Annotated in this window: 13 protein-coding genes; 1 reads left to right on the top strand and 12 read right to left on the bottom strand. The window is 35.0% G+C overall.

Annotated elements, in window-relative coordinates; all coding sequences use genetic code 11:
• The first annotated feature begins 320 nt into the window (after positions 1-320).
• Complete coding sequence (locus CA834_RS05655; protein ID WP_094967693.1) at positions 321-3590, top strand: VPS10 domain-containing protein; 3270 nt, start codon at positions 321-323, stop codon at positions 3588-3590.
• 458 nt (positions 3591-4048) lie between these two features.
• Here CA834_RS05655 and CA834_RS05660 read toward each other — a convergent pair whose 3' ends face one another.
• The 12 genes from CA834_RS05660 to CA834_RS05720 all read right to left on the bottom strand — a co-directional run bounded on the left by CA834_RS05660 (position 4049) and on the right by CA834_RS05720 (position 15504).
• Positions 4049-4786 carry a DUF6090 family protein gene (locus CA834_RS05660; RefSeq protein WP_094967694.1) on the bottom strand — a complete coding sequence of 246 codons (738 nt, stop codon included), beginning with the start codon at positions 4784-4786 and terminating at the stop codon, positions 4049-4051.
• 195 nt (positions 4787-4981) lie between these two features.
• Entirely contained in the window at positions 4982-6127 is a 1146-nt protein-coding gene (locus CA834_RS05665; RefSeq protein WP_094967695.1) for a DUF6090 family protein, read from the bottom strand.
• A gap of 261 nt (positions 6128-6388) precedes the next feature.
• Entirely contained in the window at positions 6389-7342 is a 954-nt protein-coding gene (locus tag CA834_RS05670) for an alpha/beta hydrolase (protein ID WP_094967696.1), read from the bottom strand.
• 46 nt (positions 7343-7388) lie between these two features.
• Positions 7389-8117 (bottom strand): DUF6090 family protein, encoded by a 729-nt coding sequence (locus CA834_RS05675; RefSeq protein WP_165764748.1) that lies wholly within the window; start codon positions 8115-8117, stop codon positions 7389-7391.
• Between the two features lie 85 nt (positions 8118-8202).
• A complete protein-coding gene (locus tag CA834_RS05680; RefSeq protein ID WP_094967698.1) occupies positions 8203-8799 on the bottom strand; it encodes a hypothetical protein in 597 nt (198 codons plus the stop codon).
• A gap of 242 nt (positions 8800-9041) precedes the next feature.
• On the bottom strand, positions 9042-10052 hold the full coding sequence (locus CA834_RS05685; RefSeq protein ID WP_094967749.1) for a linear amide C-N hydrolase: 1011 nt from the start codon (positions 10050-10052) through the stop codon (positions 9042-9044).
• A 272-nt stretch (positions 10053-10324) separates the two neighbouring features.
• Complete coding sequence (locus CA834_RS05690) at positions 10325-10729, bottom strand: hypothetical protein (RefSeq protein ID WP_133085456.1); 405 nt, start codon at positions 10727-10729, stop codon at positions 10325-10327.
• Positions 10730-11170: 441 nt separating this feature from the next.
• Positions 11171-12343, bottom strand: a complete 1173-nt coding sequence (locus tag CA834_RS05700; RefSeq protein WP_094967701.1) for an alpha/beta hydrolase-fold protein — start codon at positions 12341-12343, stop codon at positions 11171-11173.
• Between the two features lie 209 nt (positions 12344-12552).
• Positions 12553-13836, bottom strand: coding sequence for a hypothetical protein (locus tag CA834_RS05705; protein ID WP_094967702.1), 1284 nt, complete (start codon positions 13834-13836; stop codon positions 12553-12555).
• Between the two features lie 801 nt (positions 13837-14637).
• Positions 14638-14832 carry a hypothetical protein gene (locus CA834_RS05710; protein WP_094967703.1) on the bottom strand — a complete coding sequence of 65 codons (195 nt, stop codon included), beginning with the start codon at positions 14830-14832 and terminating at the stop codon, positions 14638-14640.
• Positions 14833-14855: 23 nt separating this feature from the next.
• Positions 14856-15317, bottom strand: coding sequence for a hypothetical protein (locus CA834_RS05715; protein WP_094967704.1), 462 nt, complete (start codon positions 15315-15317; stop codon positions 14856-14858).
• A complete protein-coding gene (locus CA834_RS05720; RefSeq protein WP_094967705.1) occupies positions 15301-15504 on the bottom strand; it encodes a helix-turn-helix transcriptional regulator in 204 nt (67 codons plus the stop codon). The genes CA834_RS05715 and CA834_RS05720 overlap by 17 nt, the downstream gene beginning before the upstream one ends.
• Between the last annotated feature and the right edge of the window lie 101 nt (positions 15505-15605).

Raw genomic sequence — 15605 nt, forward strand, 5'->3', positions numbered from 1 at the left:
AACCATATAGACACGAAAGAAGAGAGCTATGCTAATAAAAAAATCCTTGCGATGTTGATAAGTAGGCGAGTCGTAGCAATGGCACGAGCAAAGCGAACTGGCGTTAGCAATTATTCACATTGTTGTACTTACATTATTTATTTGTGTTCTATAATATTTTGACCTAATATTTTTTAATTATTGTACTTATTTAACGCAAAACTCAGAATCTGTTGGTACACTTTTTTAAGAAGTTAACTTCTGTAAATAGTCCGTTCATAATTCTTTATATTTGAATTAATTACTTTTAAAAAATTCTTGTATTCATAAAAAACAAACCCATGAGAAACATCTTCTTTACATTTCTGCTATCCTTATTCTCGTCAACCTTTTTCTTCGCTCAAGATAAAAACGTCGAACCTTGGTCGGACAAGAATTTTGAGGGTCTAGAATTCCGAAGCATTGGGCCCGCTTTTATGTCAGGTCGAATTGCAGATATTGTCATTCATCCCGAAGATGATAATACCTGGTACATAGCAGTTGCTTCTGGAGGGGTTTGGAAAACTCATAATGCTGGAGTTACTTGGAAGCCGATATTTGATAAAGAAGGTTCTTTTGCCACGGGTTGTGTGACTGTTGACCCAAATAACCCTCATGTGGTTTGGGTAGGTACAGGTGAGAATGTCGGTGGCCGTCATTTGTCGTTTGGAGATGGGGTATATAGAAGTGATGATGCGGGAACAACTTGGAAAAATATGGGACTGAAAAATTCTAACCATATTTCTAAAATTGTGATTCACCCCGAAAACTCGGATGTGATTTGGGTCGCCTCACAAGGTCCGCTCTGGACAAAAGGAGGTGAACGAGGATTATACAAATCTATCGATGGTGGAAAAAACTGGAAAAAGACTTTAGGGAATTCGGAATGGACAGGTGTAACAGACATCGCTATTGACCCTAGAAATCCAGACCAAATGTATGCTGCTACTTGGGATAGACATCGAACCGTTGCCGCATACATGGGTGGAGGCCCTGGAACAGGATTATATCGAAGTTCGGATGGGGGAGAGACATGGGAAAAACTCAAAACGGGTTTGCCTGAATCTAATATGGGTAAAATAGGGTTAGCAATTTCTCCTCATAAACCCGACGTGCTATACGCGGCCATTGAATTAGACCGGCGAAAGGGTGGCGTTTATCGCTCTATAGACCGTGGTTCAACTTGGGAAAAGATGTCTGATGCTGTGTCAGGTGCCACAGGACCACATTATTATCAGGAATTGTATGCTTCCCCACATGAATTTGACAGATTGTATTTGATGGATGTGAGGGTGCAGATTTCAGAAGATGGTGGAAAAACGTTTCGACGTATGAAGGAACAGCATAAACACTCCGATAATCATGCTTTGGCTTTCAGAAAAGATGACCCTGATTATTTGTTGATGGGCACAGATGGCGGTGTTTATGAAACTTTTGACTTGGCAGAACATTGGCGGTTTATGGGAAATCTTCCCTTGACTCAATTTTACAAGGTTGCAGTAGATGATGCAGAGCCCTTTTACAATATCTTTGGAGGTACCCAAGACAATTCCACAGAAGGCGGCCCTTCTCGAACCGATAATATACACGGTATTCAAAATTCAGATTGGAAAGTGGTCTTGGATTGGGACGGACATCAACCAGCCACCGAACCAGGCAACCCCAATATCATGTACGGACAACGTCAGGAAGGCACTTTATCAAGAATCGATATGATTACTGGGGAGGTAATGGATATTCAGCCACAACCAGCGGCAGACGAAGATTACGAGCGTTTTAATTGGGACGCACCTATTTTGGTAAGTCCGCATTCACCAAAGCGAATTTTTCATGCTTCACAAAGACTTTGGGTTTCTGATAATCGAGGGGATGACTGGCGAACCCTTTCAGGCGATTTAACACGTGACCAAAATCGTTTCGAATTACCAATTATGGGAAAACAACAAAGTTGGGATAATGCTTGGGACCTAAATGCTATGTCCAATTATAACACGATTACTTCTATAGCTCAATCACCGCTGAACGAAAATTTGATATATATCGGTACCGATGATGGTTTGATACAAGTAACGGAAGATTATGGGAAAACTTGGAGAAAAATAGAAGTGAGCACCATAAAGGGAATGCCAAAAACGCCTTATATCAATGATATTAAAGCCGATTTACACGATGCCAACACGGTATACGTGGCAATGGATAATCACAAGTATGGTGACTACCAACCTTATATTTTAAGAAGTACAGATCGAGGAAAAACTTGGAAACCCATTCAAAATAATTTACCCGAACGAACTTTGGTTTGGCGACTGGTGCAAGACCATGTGAAAAAAGATTTATGGTTTGCTGGAACGGAATTTGGAATTTACTTTTCTCCTAATGCCGGTCAAAAATGGATAAAACTCCAAGGTAATGTTCCTACCATATCGTTTAGGGACTTGGCGATTCAGCGACGGGAAAATGATTTGGTTGGCGCCTCTTTTGGACGAAGTTTTTATGTTTTTGATGATATCAGCGTACTGCGAGAAGTAAATGACGAAGTTTTTAAAAATGATGCTACTTTGTTTTCTACCCGAAAAGCGTGGTGGTATATTCCGCGTGGACATCTCGGTTTTGACGGAAAAAAAGGTGATCAAGGTGCAGACCATTTTGTGGCGGATAATCCTCCTTTTGGAGCAGTGTTCACCTACTATTTGAAAAATGATTTAAAAACAAAAACAGAAACTCGAACCACACAAGAAAAGAAAAACGCAGACAATATTGCATTCCCAGGTTGGGAAGCCTTGGAAGAAGAGCGAATGGAAAGTAAACCCAAAATTTGGCTGGAAGTCAAGGATTCCAATGGTAGCGTTGTTCGTCGTGTAAATGGTTCATCAAAGAAGGGCTTTCATCGTGTAGCTTGGGATTTGAGGTATCCTTCACCAAATGCCATTTCCATGGAAGAACCTCCAACACCCATGTGGGACGATAGGCCAAAAGCCTTGATGGCAGCGCCTGGGAAATATTCTGCTGAGCTTTTTCAGCAAGTAGATGGAGCAGTGAAAGCCTTATCGCAGCCAATTGAATTTGATGTCGTGCCTTTACGCGAAGGTGCTTTGGATGGAGCTACACCGGCAGAAGTTGCAGGATTTTGGAGACAATATGAAAATGCAGTGCGTTCACATTCTGCGATTCAAATGAGTTTAGCAAATTCTTTGACACGTGTAGAACGCATGAAAAAAGTATTGAATGATTCGCCTACGCCAGCGGGCAGTTTTGATAATCGCTTGAAAGAAGTTCGAATGGAATTACTGAAAATAGATCAACAACTCAATGGTGAGAAATCGAAATTAGAACCAGGAGAAAAAACCAATCCAACCGTTGGTGGACGATTATTTTCTTTACAAATTGGGATAGACCATTCTACTTATGGCCCAACGACGAATCATAAAAATGCTTTGCAGTTGATAAATGAGCAGTTAAATTCAACACAGTCGCAATTGGAAATGAGTCAAGAGAAATTGTCTCTGTTGGCAATAGATTTGGTGAAGGCGGGTGCACCGTGGATGGAAGGAGAAGCATTGCCAAAGAATTGATGGTTTGGGCGTTTTTTGAAATCTAAACGTCTTGTAGGTCCGCGGTTTGTAAATAGTACAGGTCTAGGCGCAATTAACATTATGTGGCTCACATTATTAGGTAATTCTGAAGCAAAATTCATAGCCAACATGCCGCCAGTAAAAATAACTATTGGCGGTAGGTCTTTGAATCCGTATTCGTGATAGTGAAAAAGACCATGGTCAAATTTTCTAGAATCTGCTATTTAGGCATTTCAATGTGAAGTAATCAACAATGAAAAAGTTATAAAAAGGTAATGTTAAAATGTAGTTTTGTTCGTCATTGTCTGCTTTTTCAACTGTTGTAAAACGGTTTTGAGTATGTGTATTTGCGAAAAAAGGCGTAATTCATTTCTGCTGTTAACCAAGATAATTAATGCGTGGGAACTTCCGATGGGGAGATTCCACAACAATTAATTTTACACGGCGTTGTGCTTCTGTTATTTTTTCAGCAATTTCTCAATCAGTACTAATATTTCTTCAGATTTCTCCTTCACTTTTAAATGACCCCTAATTGTATTGTCAAACATAAATTTCCGTTGTGTAAGAGAATTGGTAAGACTACTTACTAAAACTTTTTCACTAACGTTGTTCCATAGAGTTTCATCAACAATATTACCTGTTGGCCCCTTTGAATAGGTAAAATGCTGTGCATAATAAATACTTGCATTTTTATAAGTATCTAGATTACTGTCAAATCGTTTTAATTGGTCTTCTTGCATGCTATTTAAGTCCATTAACTTATCTATTAAATTCTTATTCAGAAGATTAATATTTCCTGATGATATGATGGTGTTAAAGGTGTTATTTGAATAGTCTCTTTTAACTTTAAAAGCATCATCTAATTCGTTTCTAGCGATTTTTATAATCGTATCAATATTACTAGACGGATTATAGATTCTTTTTAATAATTTTTCTGTAGTCTTATTATCTTCAAGTTGTATTTCAGTAATGCGATTTATATCCAATGTGTCTTTTTTTAGGTCATTCGCAAGTGAATTCATGTAAACTATTGCCAGCTTTTTATTTTCATTTTCTTGATTCCAATTATTTATGCTCAGTGCAATGAGAATACCAATAACAACAAGAATAATCTCACCAATGGCATATTTAAGATATTTACCTGTTTTATTTTTTTCCACTAGGTCGTATCTAATTTTTCGGAAGAACTTAATCATTGGTTAGTGGTTTCTGTTAATGAAGTACTACGTTTTTGAGTGTGATTTCGTTGCGCGTCGTAAGCACCTAATTTAGCAATTTCAAACCGAATAGACACCAACGAAGTGAACTGTGCTAAGCAAAAATCCTTGCAGATGTTGATAAGTAGGCTAGAACTAGCAATGAACTATAAAAAGTGTTAGCCTTTCGTTATTTTACTCAAATTGAGAAAGCATTATTTTAGCATTTGTATTGTTTGGATTTAACTCCAAAGACTTTTGATAAGATTTTATTGCATTTCCGGTATCACCCAATTTTAAAAGACATTCACCATAACTATCATAAGTGTTAAATCCATTTGGGTATAATTCTATATTTAGTTTAAATAGTTTTAAGGCATCTTCATTTTTGTCTTGTTCCATAAGCAAATATCCTAATCTATTGATTTGATTTTGTGAAATATCATAATTGGGTTTATTAGTATCCTGCTTTTTAATTATTTCAATAATCTCGTCGGTAGTTTTACTAGATGATACTAATCCCGATAAATTTTTTGGTAAAGTTTCATTATTATTTAATGCATTTTCTTTGGATAAGCTTGCGTCATTAACCAAGATTAGAGTACCATCAAGTTCTTTGTTAATTAATAATTGAAGTTCTTGAGCTTTTTCATACAAATTAACTACAGATGCTTTCGTAGTTCTAGTTAAAGCATGACTGTATTCTGTTAGCACCTTCATCGTTTTATATATTTCAGTATTTTGATTATTTGCGAAATTATAGGCTAGTTCTTTATTATTATTGTCGTAAAGCGTTAACCAGAATTCTTTCATATCACTTACATCAAAAAAATTTGCCCTAAATTCAATTCTATCTTGTCTTGATTGATATATATGATTATCTATGAGTTCATAATAATCAATAATCTTGTTTACTAAGTTTTGATTTGATAAATAATAGAGCTTGCCAGTACTTATCATTTCATCATAAGTGATTCGATTTGGGTTTACATCATGGTTAACAAAGCCGAAAAATTTTTTTAGATCTAATGCATCTTCCATACTAAGCCGCTCTTTCCAATAGAGTTTTCTATAATAAGATATATCAAGTAAGTCTTTTTTATATCTGTAATCAATTTGCTTGAGTGCAGTTTTGTCTTTTTCAATTTCTTGAAATAGGCTTTTTAAAACCTGTTTTTCAATTTGTTTTTGTTTCCTAGATTCATTCCAGGTATTAATCTGCAAAGCAATCAGAATACCAATCACAACAAGCAAAATTTCACCAATAGCATATTTAAAGTACTTTCCAGTTTTACCTTCTGAAAGTAGTCGCTGTCGAATGTGTCTAAAGAACTTAATCATGTTTGTTGCTTTTAATGGTTCCGCAAGAGGCTATCTCAATCAAAGGTCTACCAGACCATTGATTTGACGTTGCATAATTAAGTTTCGATAATCTGAAGAATTTTATCATATTCTATTTCCCGAGAAAGCCGGAATCTTATTGGTTGGTTATAATGAAGGCTAAAGGTTCAGTATATAGTTGTTTGCGTGGTCAAGCAACTAATGTAGTAAACAAATATTTGGCAAAGTAATTTATTATACTTGATGTTATTTAGCGTTTTTTTAATCCTTTGATTTATTTCCCAAATGTTTATCAAACCATGCCAGCGCTTCATCAACCCCTCTCCTTGCTTGTTCAACTGTGGGAGAATGGGTTGTGTTCTCGAAAACAATAAAATGAGATTCCACTCCCGCTTGCTGCAGTGCGGAGTACATTAGTTGACCTTGAATCAATGGCACAACTTTGTCTGCATTTCCATGCATTATTAGGGTAGGAGGGTCATCCTTTGAAGCATAGGTCACCGGTGCATATTCTTGAAACTGCTCATCCTTCATTCTAAGAACAGGTCTATTCTCTAGTTCCTTAGGATTGTCACTAACGAATTTTCCAAGATCTGCTGGAGCAGCAAAAACTGCAATTGCAGATATAGAACTGCGGGTTTGTTCCCATTCCTCTTTAGCATCAATTAGAGCTATCTCAGGAGTAAGGCCAATTAGCAAAGACAGATGACCGCTGGCACTACCTCCCCATAGCCCAATTCGATTCGTGTCTAGATTATAATCTACGGCATGATGTATTATAAATTTAACTGCTCTCCTAATGTGTAAGGCAATTTCAGACATTAGGAATTTCGGTTGGCTACCATGTCTCACTTCGAACACCGTATATCCATTTGAAACCAAGGCTTTTGGACTAAGCACATGCCAAGTATTCATCTGAGACATTTCTTTATCAGTGGTATATCTATATTTACCGTTTTCCTCTATTTTGAATGTATCATAGGGTGATGTCCAGCCACCGCTGTTTGTTAATATTACCCCAGCTCCATTAGGATTCTGTGGTACATAAACATCAAAGGTCATAGCCATGCCATAGTCGTGACCGTATATTACATCTTTAATCAATCCAAAATCAGAAGGCAAAGAAATACCCTTTGGTGTTTGTTTTGATGTTTCTGTATTACAACTAGTAATAATGATTAGTATTAAAATTTGTAAAATTGAATAGTGTCTCATTTAGTTTTTTATTTATGCCAGATAACGGTACGGTGTTGTACTTTAGTTATTTATTTATTATTTCCGTTTCAAATATTTTCAAAACAGATAACATTTTTTCTTTAAGCCTAAAAAGGTTTCCAGCGTAGAAATATTTCTGTTCAGTGAAGTTTGAAAGATCCAAAAATATTTTATCATCTTTTGATTTTTTTAAATCTGAATAAGTCCAATACTTTTTTTGGTATGGATACATCAATATCATTTTACTTTCAATTTCTTTAATAGCCTCATACGAACTCGCGACTCTCAAGTTTTCTTCGTCGTAGATCTCTTGGATAAGTTGAAAGGCATTGCGGTTTTTAATAAAGCCTGACTTTCCATCCGAAATTAACGAATTATAAGTACCTCTTCTGGGTCTGTAAGATTTACCTCTTGAAAAAAGATATTTGACTTTTGATGTGTCTACCGCATTAAAGAAACTCTCATGTTTTTCTGGTTCATGAAACACCTCTACAAAAACATTATCAATATTGGATATTAGGCTAATAGAAATAATTTGTTCTTTGAGGATTTCGTCGATTTGTTCGAGATCTTTTATCATATCGTTATTTATTCCAGTGAGATATTCTTGCGATATTTTATCTTCCTTTCTGTTCTCATTCCAATTATTAATGCTCAATGCAATCAATATTCCAATAACCACCAGCACAATTTCACCGACAGCATATTTTAGGTATTTACCTGTTTTATTTTTTCCCATTAGGTCGTATCTAATTTTTCGAAAGAACTTAATCATTGGTTAGAAGTTTCTGGTAATGAAGCACTACGTTCAGTATATGGCGCGTTTTAATGTGCTATATTCATTGTTGGCATTTCGTTAATTATTTTTTAATGTTTTCTAATTTGATTTTGAAGCCATAATACGCATTAATTAGAAAAAGTAAAATTGTGAGAGGCCCTATTATTAATGCTTGTTTCCAGCTGATAAAACCCATGAATGATATGGAAAACGCAATTAGTGCAATACTTGCAAAGCCAACAGCAGAAAATCGAATCCATTTATTTAATAACGAGTCATAGAGATATAGATGTAACAGACCTCCAAGGAAAACTATATTTCCAAATACAAAAACGACGATAGCCATTTGATCAGCCATTTCTGCAATTTCAAAAGGCGTATTTTGATAACCGCCAAGCATAATTGGATATAAACTGAGTAAAATTAATTGGCCAACAGAAACTAACGTCCAACTAATCTTTTTAAAGTTAATAGCGAAATAAATTGCTCCAATTGCAATCATAGTCATAAAAACAAACTCAGCTTTCCAATGGCTTGCATAAATATCCCAATTCTCGTTTATATAATTATGTCTTTCAACGGGATCTAATGGCGCTTTACTCGAAAGATAAATATAAATTCCAATGGTAATGTTTACCAACAAATTTCCGAATATCCAAAGTGCTTTTGCTAATTTCATATCTTCTTATTCATAATGAATACCAACGTGTTTGAGTATGATTTCGTTGCGCGTTGTAGCAACTAATTTAGCAAATACAAACCGAATAGACACGAACGAAGTGAACTGTGCTTTAGCAAATTTTCAGAAGTAGGGGAAACGGCGCCGTTTCTTATAGCCATTGTTGGTGGTTCGTGCTTTTATTACCTATATTATTTTACTTTTTTGTGTACTGCTGAAATTTTGAAGTTATTCGAGTGATATTAAAGACCAATGAATTTAAATGGTTTAGTATTTACAAAATCACCAGAAGTTTCTCCACAATATGTTTTGTTGTTTGACAATTCTAATTTTCTAACACTTGCCTCTTTATTGAAATCTATTTTTTTTAAATCAACCCAAAATGCGTTCGGGGTAAGTGCTGTTTCAAAATAATAAACTAAATTCTTTTGGTCGGCTACGGCTCTCCATCTGGTTGTCGATAGATTAGGATATCCTTCAATTTCAAATCCGTAGGGAACTGACACATTTCGTATCACACTAAAAACACTCGCTACCGCTACACGAGTATTGTCGGTTTGTGGTATTGCGTTGATAAAAAAATTAGCTCTTACAAAACGGTCTGAAGCAGTTACAGAACCTGGAAGAAAGGTTTTTCCCGGAATATTTTCCCAGTACTTGGCGATGGCCAATTGTTGCTCGTAAGGCGGGTCATTGGTCATTACCGTATAAGAAGAATCGTGATGAATAACCAATTTTCCTTTAATGTATTCGAGAATGGCATTATCTCCTTTTGCATCGGAAATAGATAAATGAACAGTTGTAAATTTGTTAGTACCAGGTATAAAATCAGACACTACTGCAAATGTTTCTTTTTCTAAAGCGGAAACAGCTTCTGCAACAGTAGCGAAGTTGTCCAAAACATATTGTGCCCAAAGAGAAATTGCCATTCCTTTTTTACTGCCTTCTTTTTCGAAAGTTGGATACTCGGATTCAACCAACCAAAGCATATTTGCCACCAAACCCTTTTCATTCATCCCGTCTGTAGTAGATATATCCCAAGAACTAACTGCTAAACTTCCATATTTGGAAATCCATTCAATTGAATTTTTGCCGACTTCTCCATTTCGTTTTATTCCCCTTGGAAAAATCCATTGGTTTGCTGGAATCTCCAACGAAAAATCCATTGTTCTTCCAGTAAGTACAGTATTGTTTGGTCCTTTGTACACCACTCTTGTACAGGCTCTTGATTCAGGGATATAACCAATAGTCATAATCAGTATTGACAAAGTAAGACTAATTGCTTTTCTTATAAAATTGTCTTTTTTAATTTTTGGTTTTTTACTTTTCATATTTCTCTTGTTTTTTTGGTTTACGTATTCTTTAGGCATGACCACCAACGAGAATGTGTATGATGTGTTGCGTTGTGCTAGCAACTAAGTTAGTAAAAAGTCACGAACCTGAGGAAAATCCGTAGGATTTTCCAAGTAGGCTAGAAGCAGCAATGCATGATACACGTTGTTAGCTTTAGTTTTTTATTTGTCATTTATAAGAAAGGTGTTACAAATATGGAAATCAAGAAGTTCATATATGCTTCTCCAAAGATTGACAACCAGAAATAGTCAGCAAAGAAAAAAATGCCAAATACCGCAATTACAGATAACAGATCAATAAGAACAACTTTTTTGTAACGAACTAAATCAAAAACAAATAGTGTAATAGCAGGCAATACTTGAAGCCCCTTATTGAATAGTTGACTAGTCTGCATATTTAAATCAAACGACATTCGAAAAATAGCTGCACTCATCAGCATAACCATGCCACCTAACATTAATCGTTTATGAAGAAACGCTTTTTTTTCTATAGATAAATGCGAAAGAAAATAATATATAACCTGAAAATAATCTAAAAACATTGTGTCCGGCACCATCAATTGTTGTAGTACCTGCATACACTTTATAAATTGAAGGGAAAATTCCAGTTGGAATCATTAGAATAAAAATAAAAAGCCCGAAAATTCCGAGCGATTGATGGATTCGAAAATTTTTGTATCGAATTAGAAAAACCTGAACAACATATAAGAGTGTCCAAATTGTGAAAACAATTCCGTGAATTACAAGGTGATTAGGTAATGGGTCAGGGTTTTCAAAATATTTTGAAAGGTAAAATGAAGGAGCAAAACCCCAAAATACAGTTAGCAAATACCATATTCCACTTGCTGTAAAAAATTTGTGTTCTGCTTTTGATTTCATTTAAATTAAAGCTAACGGTTAGTATAAGAATAGTAGCGGATTTTACGCATTAACTTATCAATTAAACACAGATTTTATTCGTAATTACCTACTTTTATGTTAGCGTTTAACGCGCTTTTATACAATGTTACCAATCGTATTTATTCGTCATTGTCTAAGCTTTCTATCTTTAATCTGGCGTGTTCGTTATGAGGATAGAGCTCAAGTGATTTTTTATAATTTTCGATTGCTTTTTCATTATCGCCCATTGCTTCATAAGCCTCTCCCAAGCTATCATAAGCATTAAACGAATCAGGAAAATTTTTTGTATTCAAGATGAAAAATGCTAAAGCCTTGGACTTGTCCATTTCATCTCGACTTTGAAGCATTCTATAACCTATTCGATTCACTAGATGCTCCGGTGGCCTAAAATCCCATGAAAGCCGGTGAGAAAGTGACTGAAAATGTTGAATTAGTTCCTCTATGCTTTCCACATTGCGATAGGAAATTCCGTAGCCTTCAAAAATGGTTGAAATGCCATTATAAAAAGCTATAGGTGGAACAGACCCATGGTTTTCATTTTCAAAGTACTCCAATTTTGCAGGAAATCCACCTTCACATTTACTGTTCAATGCCTCGTATAACCTTATATGACGATCACGATTTCTGAAATTTATTTTGCCCCAATTTGCAGTTGCTATGTAAATGAATCTTTCAAATGATCGACTAGTCACGGCATCTAATTTTTTGTCCATTGTTTTTTCGTCCCATGTGCCAAAGCTTGGGTCAACGGCAATGAATGCATTGAAAGGAGTCTCTTCTTTCATATAGGCATGAGTAGCCAGTAAACCACCTAAAGAATGTCCAAAAAGGATTCGATAAGGGCCTGTTCTATACTTTTGATCCATTTCGGGAATAAGTTCATCTTTCAAAAAACTTAGAAAGCTTTCTCCACCACCTGAATTATTCTCTCTTACGGTAACAATTTTGTCCGGTGTATAGTCTCTTCTTCTATCAACATTTTGAATACCAACTACAATCATCTCTGGAATTTTCCAACTTCGGTATATATCGGAACTCATATAGTTGACCATACCTGATATTGGTTTAAAGTGTATATTCCCATCAAGTAGGATGAGCAACGGGTATTTCTTATAGGATGATCCTTCTTTGCTGTAAGATTCAGGTAGGCTAACCCAATATTCTCTATCTTCATTCAAAATATTGGAGTGGAGTATATGTTTAGTGCCGATTACAATTTGGCCTTCATCTTGTGATTTTACCTGATTAACCCCAATTAGTAAGAATAGTACTATAATAATTTTTTTAATCATTCTGTTGGTTCTATATGATTGGTAATGAATGGGCTATGATTTCTTTGGAGGTAGAAAATTATTAGATTTTCAACTGCAGCAAATCAGTCGTTTTAAAGTTACAATTATTTATTGATGTTCATTCCTAGCAATGGATTATAGCCGTTGTTCTACGCTGTTTTATTTTAATATCCTTGTCTTTTTACCTTTACATTTTAAGCTCATTAATTCTATTTTCTTATTCTGAGATTTTCTGAACCATTAGTTGGATTGATTAGCCTAAAAGGCCTTTCATGAAGCGGTAATTCTCTTTTGTTCTTTTTTAGGATGAATTGTGCGGTATCATTTCCCATCTTACCATTCCAAACAAGAGAATCTCCTGAAATATTATTAACCCCTTTAAACACCACCAAACTGTCTCTAATAAATGTTACTGTTAATTGGTTTAAGCTGTCAATTTCAAAATGGGCTAATTGCCGTATAGTGGTGCCAAGTGATACATGACCGTCACTAGACTTGCCGTCTAGGCTTTTGTTTACCACAATTTGGTTCCATCGTTCAGTGTCAAAGTAATTGGTGTTTTCTGTACCATTGACTTTAAAAGAATAGACATCATAAGCACCTTCAATAGCAATGGGTGAGTAGCTGTTCAAACGATTGTACAAATCGTAATTACGTTGCACTATAAAAATAAGAGCAAAGACAATAAAGCCATACTTTAAGAGTAATCGTGCCTTCTTTTTCCAAGGTGTTTTGATAGTTAATTCAGACACTTCAATTGTAGAAGATTTGCCGAGAAGAAGAAAGTCGATGAGTTTAGGGATATATTTTACTAGCAGAAACAATCCCATGATCATTAATAGTGTAGAAAAAGTTTTTACCCCAACACCATAAAAGTAATTATACATCAAAATTTGACTCATTACCCCAACAAACAGGAGTAAACCAAGCACTAAAGTTCTTCGGAACATGATCAATATTCCTGCTATAAACTCAAGAAGACCACCGATAAATTGATATGTCGCCGAGTAACCCACAAATGTCCATACCAGATCCATAGGATAGAAATCTCCTAACGGGGTGTAGAAGTAACTCAGCTTAGGATAAACCATTTGATTTAAAAAAAGTTTATTAACTCCATATAGAAACATAACTGGGCCTAAAAAATACCTGATTCCGATTTTTGTCCATAGCAGTAACTGCGAATAGTTTTTTCTTTTATCGACAACTAGGAAAATTAAGGCTACTATAATGGCTATTATGATATATGCTAAGTGCTGAATCCAATCATCTAAGGTATCTCCGCCTCTTGATACTTGGTGAGTCCATTTTGGAATGTCATGAAGCCGAAGGATATAATTTTGAACAAAAAATGACGGATAATAGTAACCATCAGTACTTCTTATAAAAAAATTTATAAAAGAAGGGATGATTTCCAAGGCAAAAAAAGCCGAAAAGAAAAGTATTGTAAACTTTTTTAATCGATTCCATTCTTTGACTGCATTGGTAGTCATAATTTGAGAATTTTAAGTTTTAAGATCTATTTAAAAATGGCACACAACACAAGGGTTAAACCTCTCCTTACGTCGAGACAGGCTTTGTTCTGGTACGAGAATGAAAAGATAATAAATTCTAAAACAATAATTAGAGAAGAGGACTTCCTTATACTCTCTAATTATTGGTCGTCAAATAGCCTCGCGAGGCGAGGTGTATATTGTAGAATTTATTAGATTGGGAATTCGAGGGCCAGGGCCACATGCGCAGCATTGGCTATGCCGAATCTTGATTTAGCTAGCAAATCTTCGATTTCATGAATATATATTTATTAAAACAGAAGTTCCATGAACTAAATTACTTTTAACCGACGATGTCGCACGTTTTATTCGCCATGATTTTATTTTTTGAGCTCATGAATCTCGCGGGCTCGATTTGGCTCGAAGCCCGCTAAAGGCGATAGTCTATTGATTTGCTGTTAGTGTAATTTGGTTTACTCACGTCAGTTAAATTAAGGAACAATGAGTTCGTGAATACAAGGTATTTAACCCTTGTGATGATAACACATTTACTTTAAGATGCTTTGTCTGCGAAGCAGCGCAGATTAAAGTTCGCCTTTGGCGACCCGAGCGGAGCGAATAGATGAATACCTATTTAATGCAATAAAAGTGACATGAATAATGTGTTATCATAGGCTCGGCTATACATAGTGTGGGATTTCAAGGCACTTCACTGTCCGCCCACCGAAAAGCTTGTTTAATGTAATTAATTTCATATCAGCACTATAGCCCGCATTACGTATAGCCATTGTTATGCGTTCGTTATTTATTTTTCTGTTCATCTTCTTTTCGTTTCTTACTCATACCAATTATAAAAAATAATCCACCAACTGCGACTAATACAGTTCCTAATGAACCAACAGTATCTTTTAGTGTTGTTGTAAAAGTAATACCAAGTGCTATAATAATTATTCCGATAAAAATAAATCTCCTATAATTTCCAGTGTCTTTACCCATTTGAATTCTCTTTTTTATATTAATTATTCCAATTCTTTGTCAATTCGTTTTTTGCCTAAAAATGATAGTAAAATCCAAAATCCCATTAGAAGTCCAATAATGGCTGCAATAATTTTAAGTTTGTCAAACACCTGTTCTAATGTTAATACCTGACTTTGAAAAATATTATACTTCGCAAATGTGAAGACACTTCCAAGAATGACAAATCCCAAATAAATCAGTATCATATTCTTAACTTTTAATTTTCTGATTGGTAAAGCACCAAAATATAAAAGAGCACTTATTAAAAATATTGAGTTTATTGTCATGATGATTGCAATATCTTCAAAATTTCCAATGTTTTGTCCAAGAGAAAATTGCCTGTATATTACAATACCCTGCATAGCAATTATTGTTAAAAAATACATTACTGCAATCACTTTAAAAGCGATTTGCTTATTTCTTTCGTCCATATTAAGAAATGGCTTTTTATTTTTCCTCTTCATACCAGAATAAATCGTTTAATGTCCTATCTAACGCTTTTGCAATATTTATGCATAAATTAAGAGAAGGATTATATTTGCCCTTCTCAATCAATCCTATTGTTTGTCGGGTAGCATCAACCAAATCAGCAAGGTCTTGTTGCGAAAGTCCTTTTTCTACTCGTGCTAATTTGATTTTTATATTTACCATGTCACAAATGTAATATAAATATTTCAAAATGTAATATATATATTGCATTTATTTCAAATATATTTCAGAGTAACTTATTTTTTGTTTAGGATTTCATTTGA

This window comes from Winogradskyella aurantia (assembly GCF_002266855.1).
Classification (GTDB): Bacteria; Bacteroidota; Bacteroidia; order Flavobacteriales; family Flavobacteriaceae; genus Winogradskyella; species Winogradskyella aurantia.

Bases quoted from the DNA above. Each gene is read 5' to 3' on its own strand.
- CA834_RS05680 (WP_094967698.1), bottom strand. From the start codon at position 8,799: ATGAAATTAGCAAAAGCACTTTGGATATTCGGAAATTTGTTGGTAAAC.
- CA834_RS05675 (WP_165764748.1), bottom strand. From the start codon at position 8,117: ATGATTAAGTTCTTTCGAAAAATTAGATACGACCTAATGGGAAAAAAT.
- CA834_RS05705 (WP_094967702.1), bottom strand. From the start codon at position 13,836: ATGACTACCAATGCAGTCAAAGAATGGAATCGATTAAAAAAGTTTACA.
- CA834_RS05685 (WP_094967749.1), bottom strand. From the start codon at position 10,052: ATGACTATTGGTTATATCCCTGAATCAAGAGCCTGTACAAGAGTGGTG.
- CA834_RS05690 (WP_133085456.1), bottom strand. From the start codon at position 10,729: ATGCAGGTACTACAACAATTGATGGTGCCGGACACAATGTTTTTAGAT.
- CA834_RS05655 (WP_094967693.1), top strand. From the start codon at position 321: ATGAGAAACATCTTCTTTACATTTCTGCTATCCTTATTCTCGTCAACC.
- CA834_RS05670 (WP_094967696.1), bottom strand. From the start codon at position 7,342: ATGAGACACTATTCAATTTTACAAATTTTAATACTAATCATTATTACT.
- CA834_RS05720 (WP_094967705.1), bottom strand. From the start codon at position 15,504: ATGGTAAATATAAAAATCAAATTAGCACGAGTAGAAAAAGGACTTTCG.
- CA834_RS05710 (WP_094967703.1), bottom strand. From the start codon at position 14,832: ATGGGTAAAGACACTGGAAATTATAGGAGATTTATTTTTATCGGAATA.
- CA834_RS05660 (WP_094967694.1), bottom strand. From the start codon at position 4,786: ATGATTAAGTTCTTCCGAAAAATTAGATACGACCTAGTGGAAAAAAAT.
- CA834_RS05715 (WP_094967704.1), bottom strand. From the start codon at position 15,317: ATGAAGAGGAAAAATAAAAAGCCATTTCTTAATATGGACGAAAGAAAT.
- CA834_RS05700 (WP_094967701.1), bottom strand. From the start codon at position 12,343: ATGATTAAAAAAATTATTATAGTACTATTCTTACTAATTGGGGTTAAT.
- CA834_RS05665 (WP_094967695.1), bottom strand. From the start codon at position 6,127: ATGATTAAGTTCTTTAGACACATTCGACAGCGACTACTTTCAGAAGGT.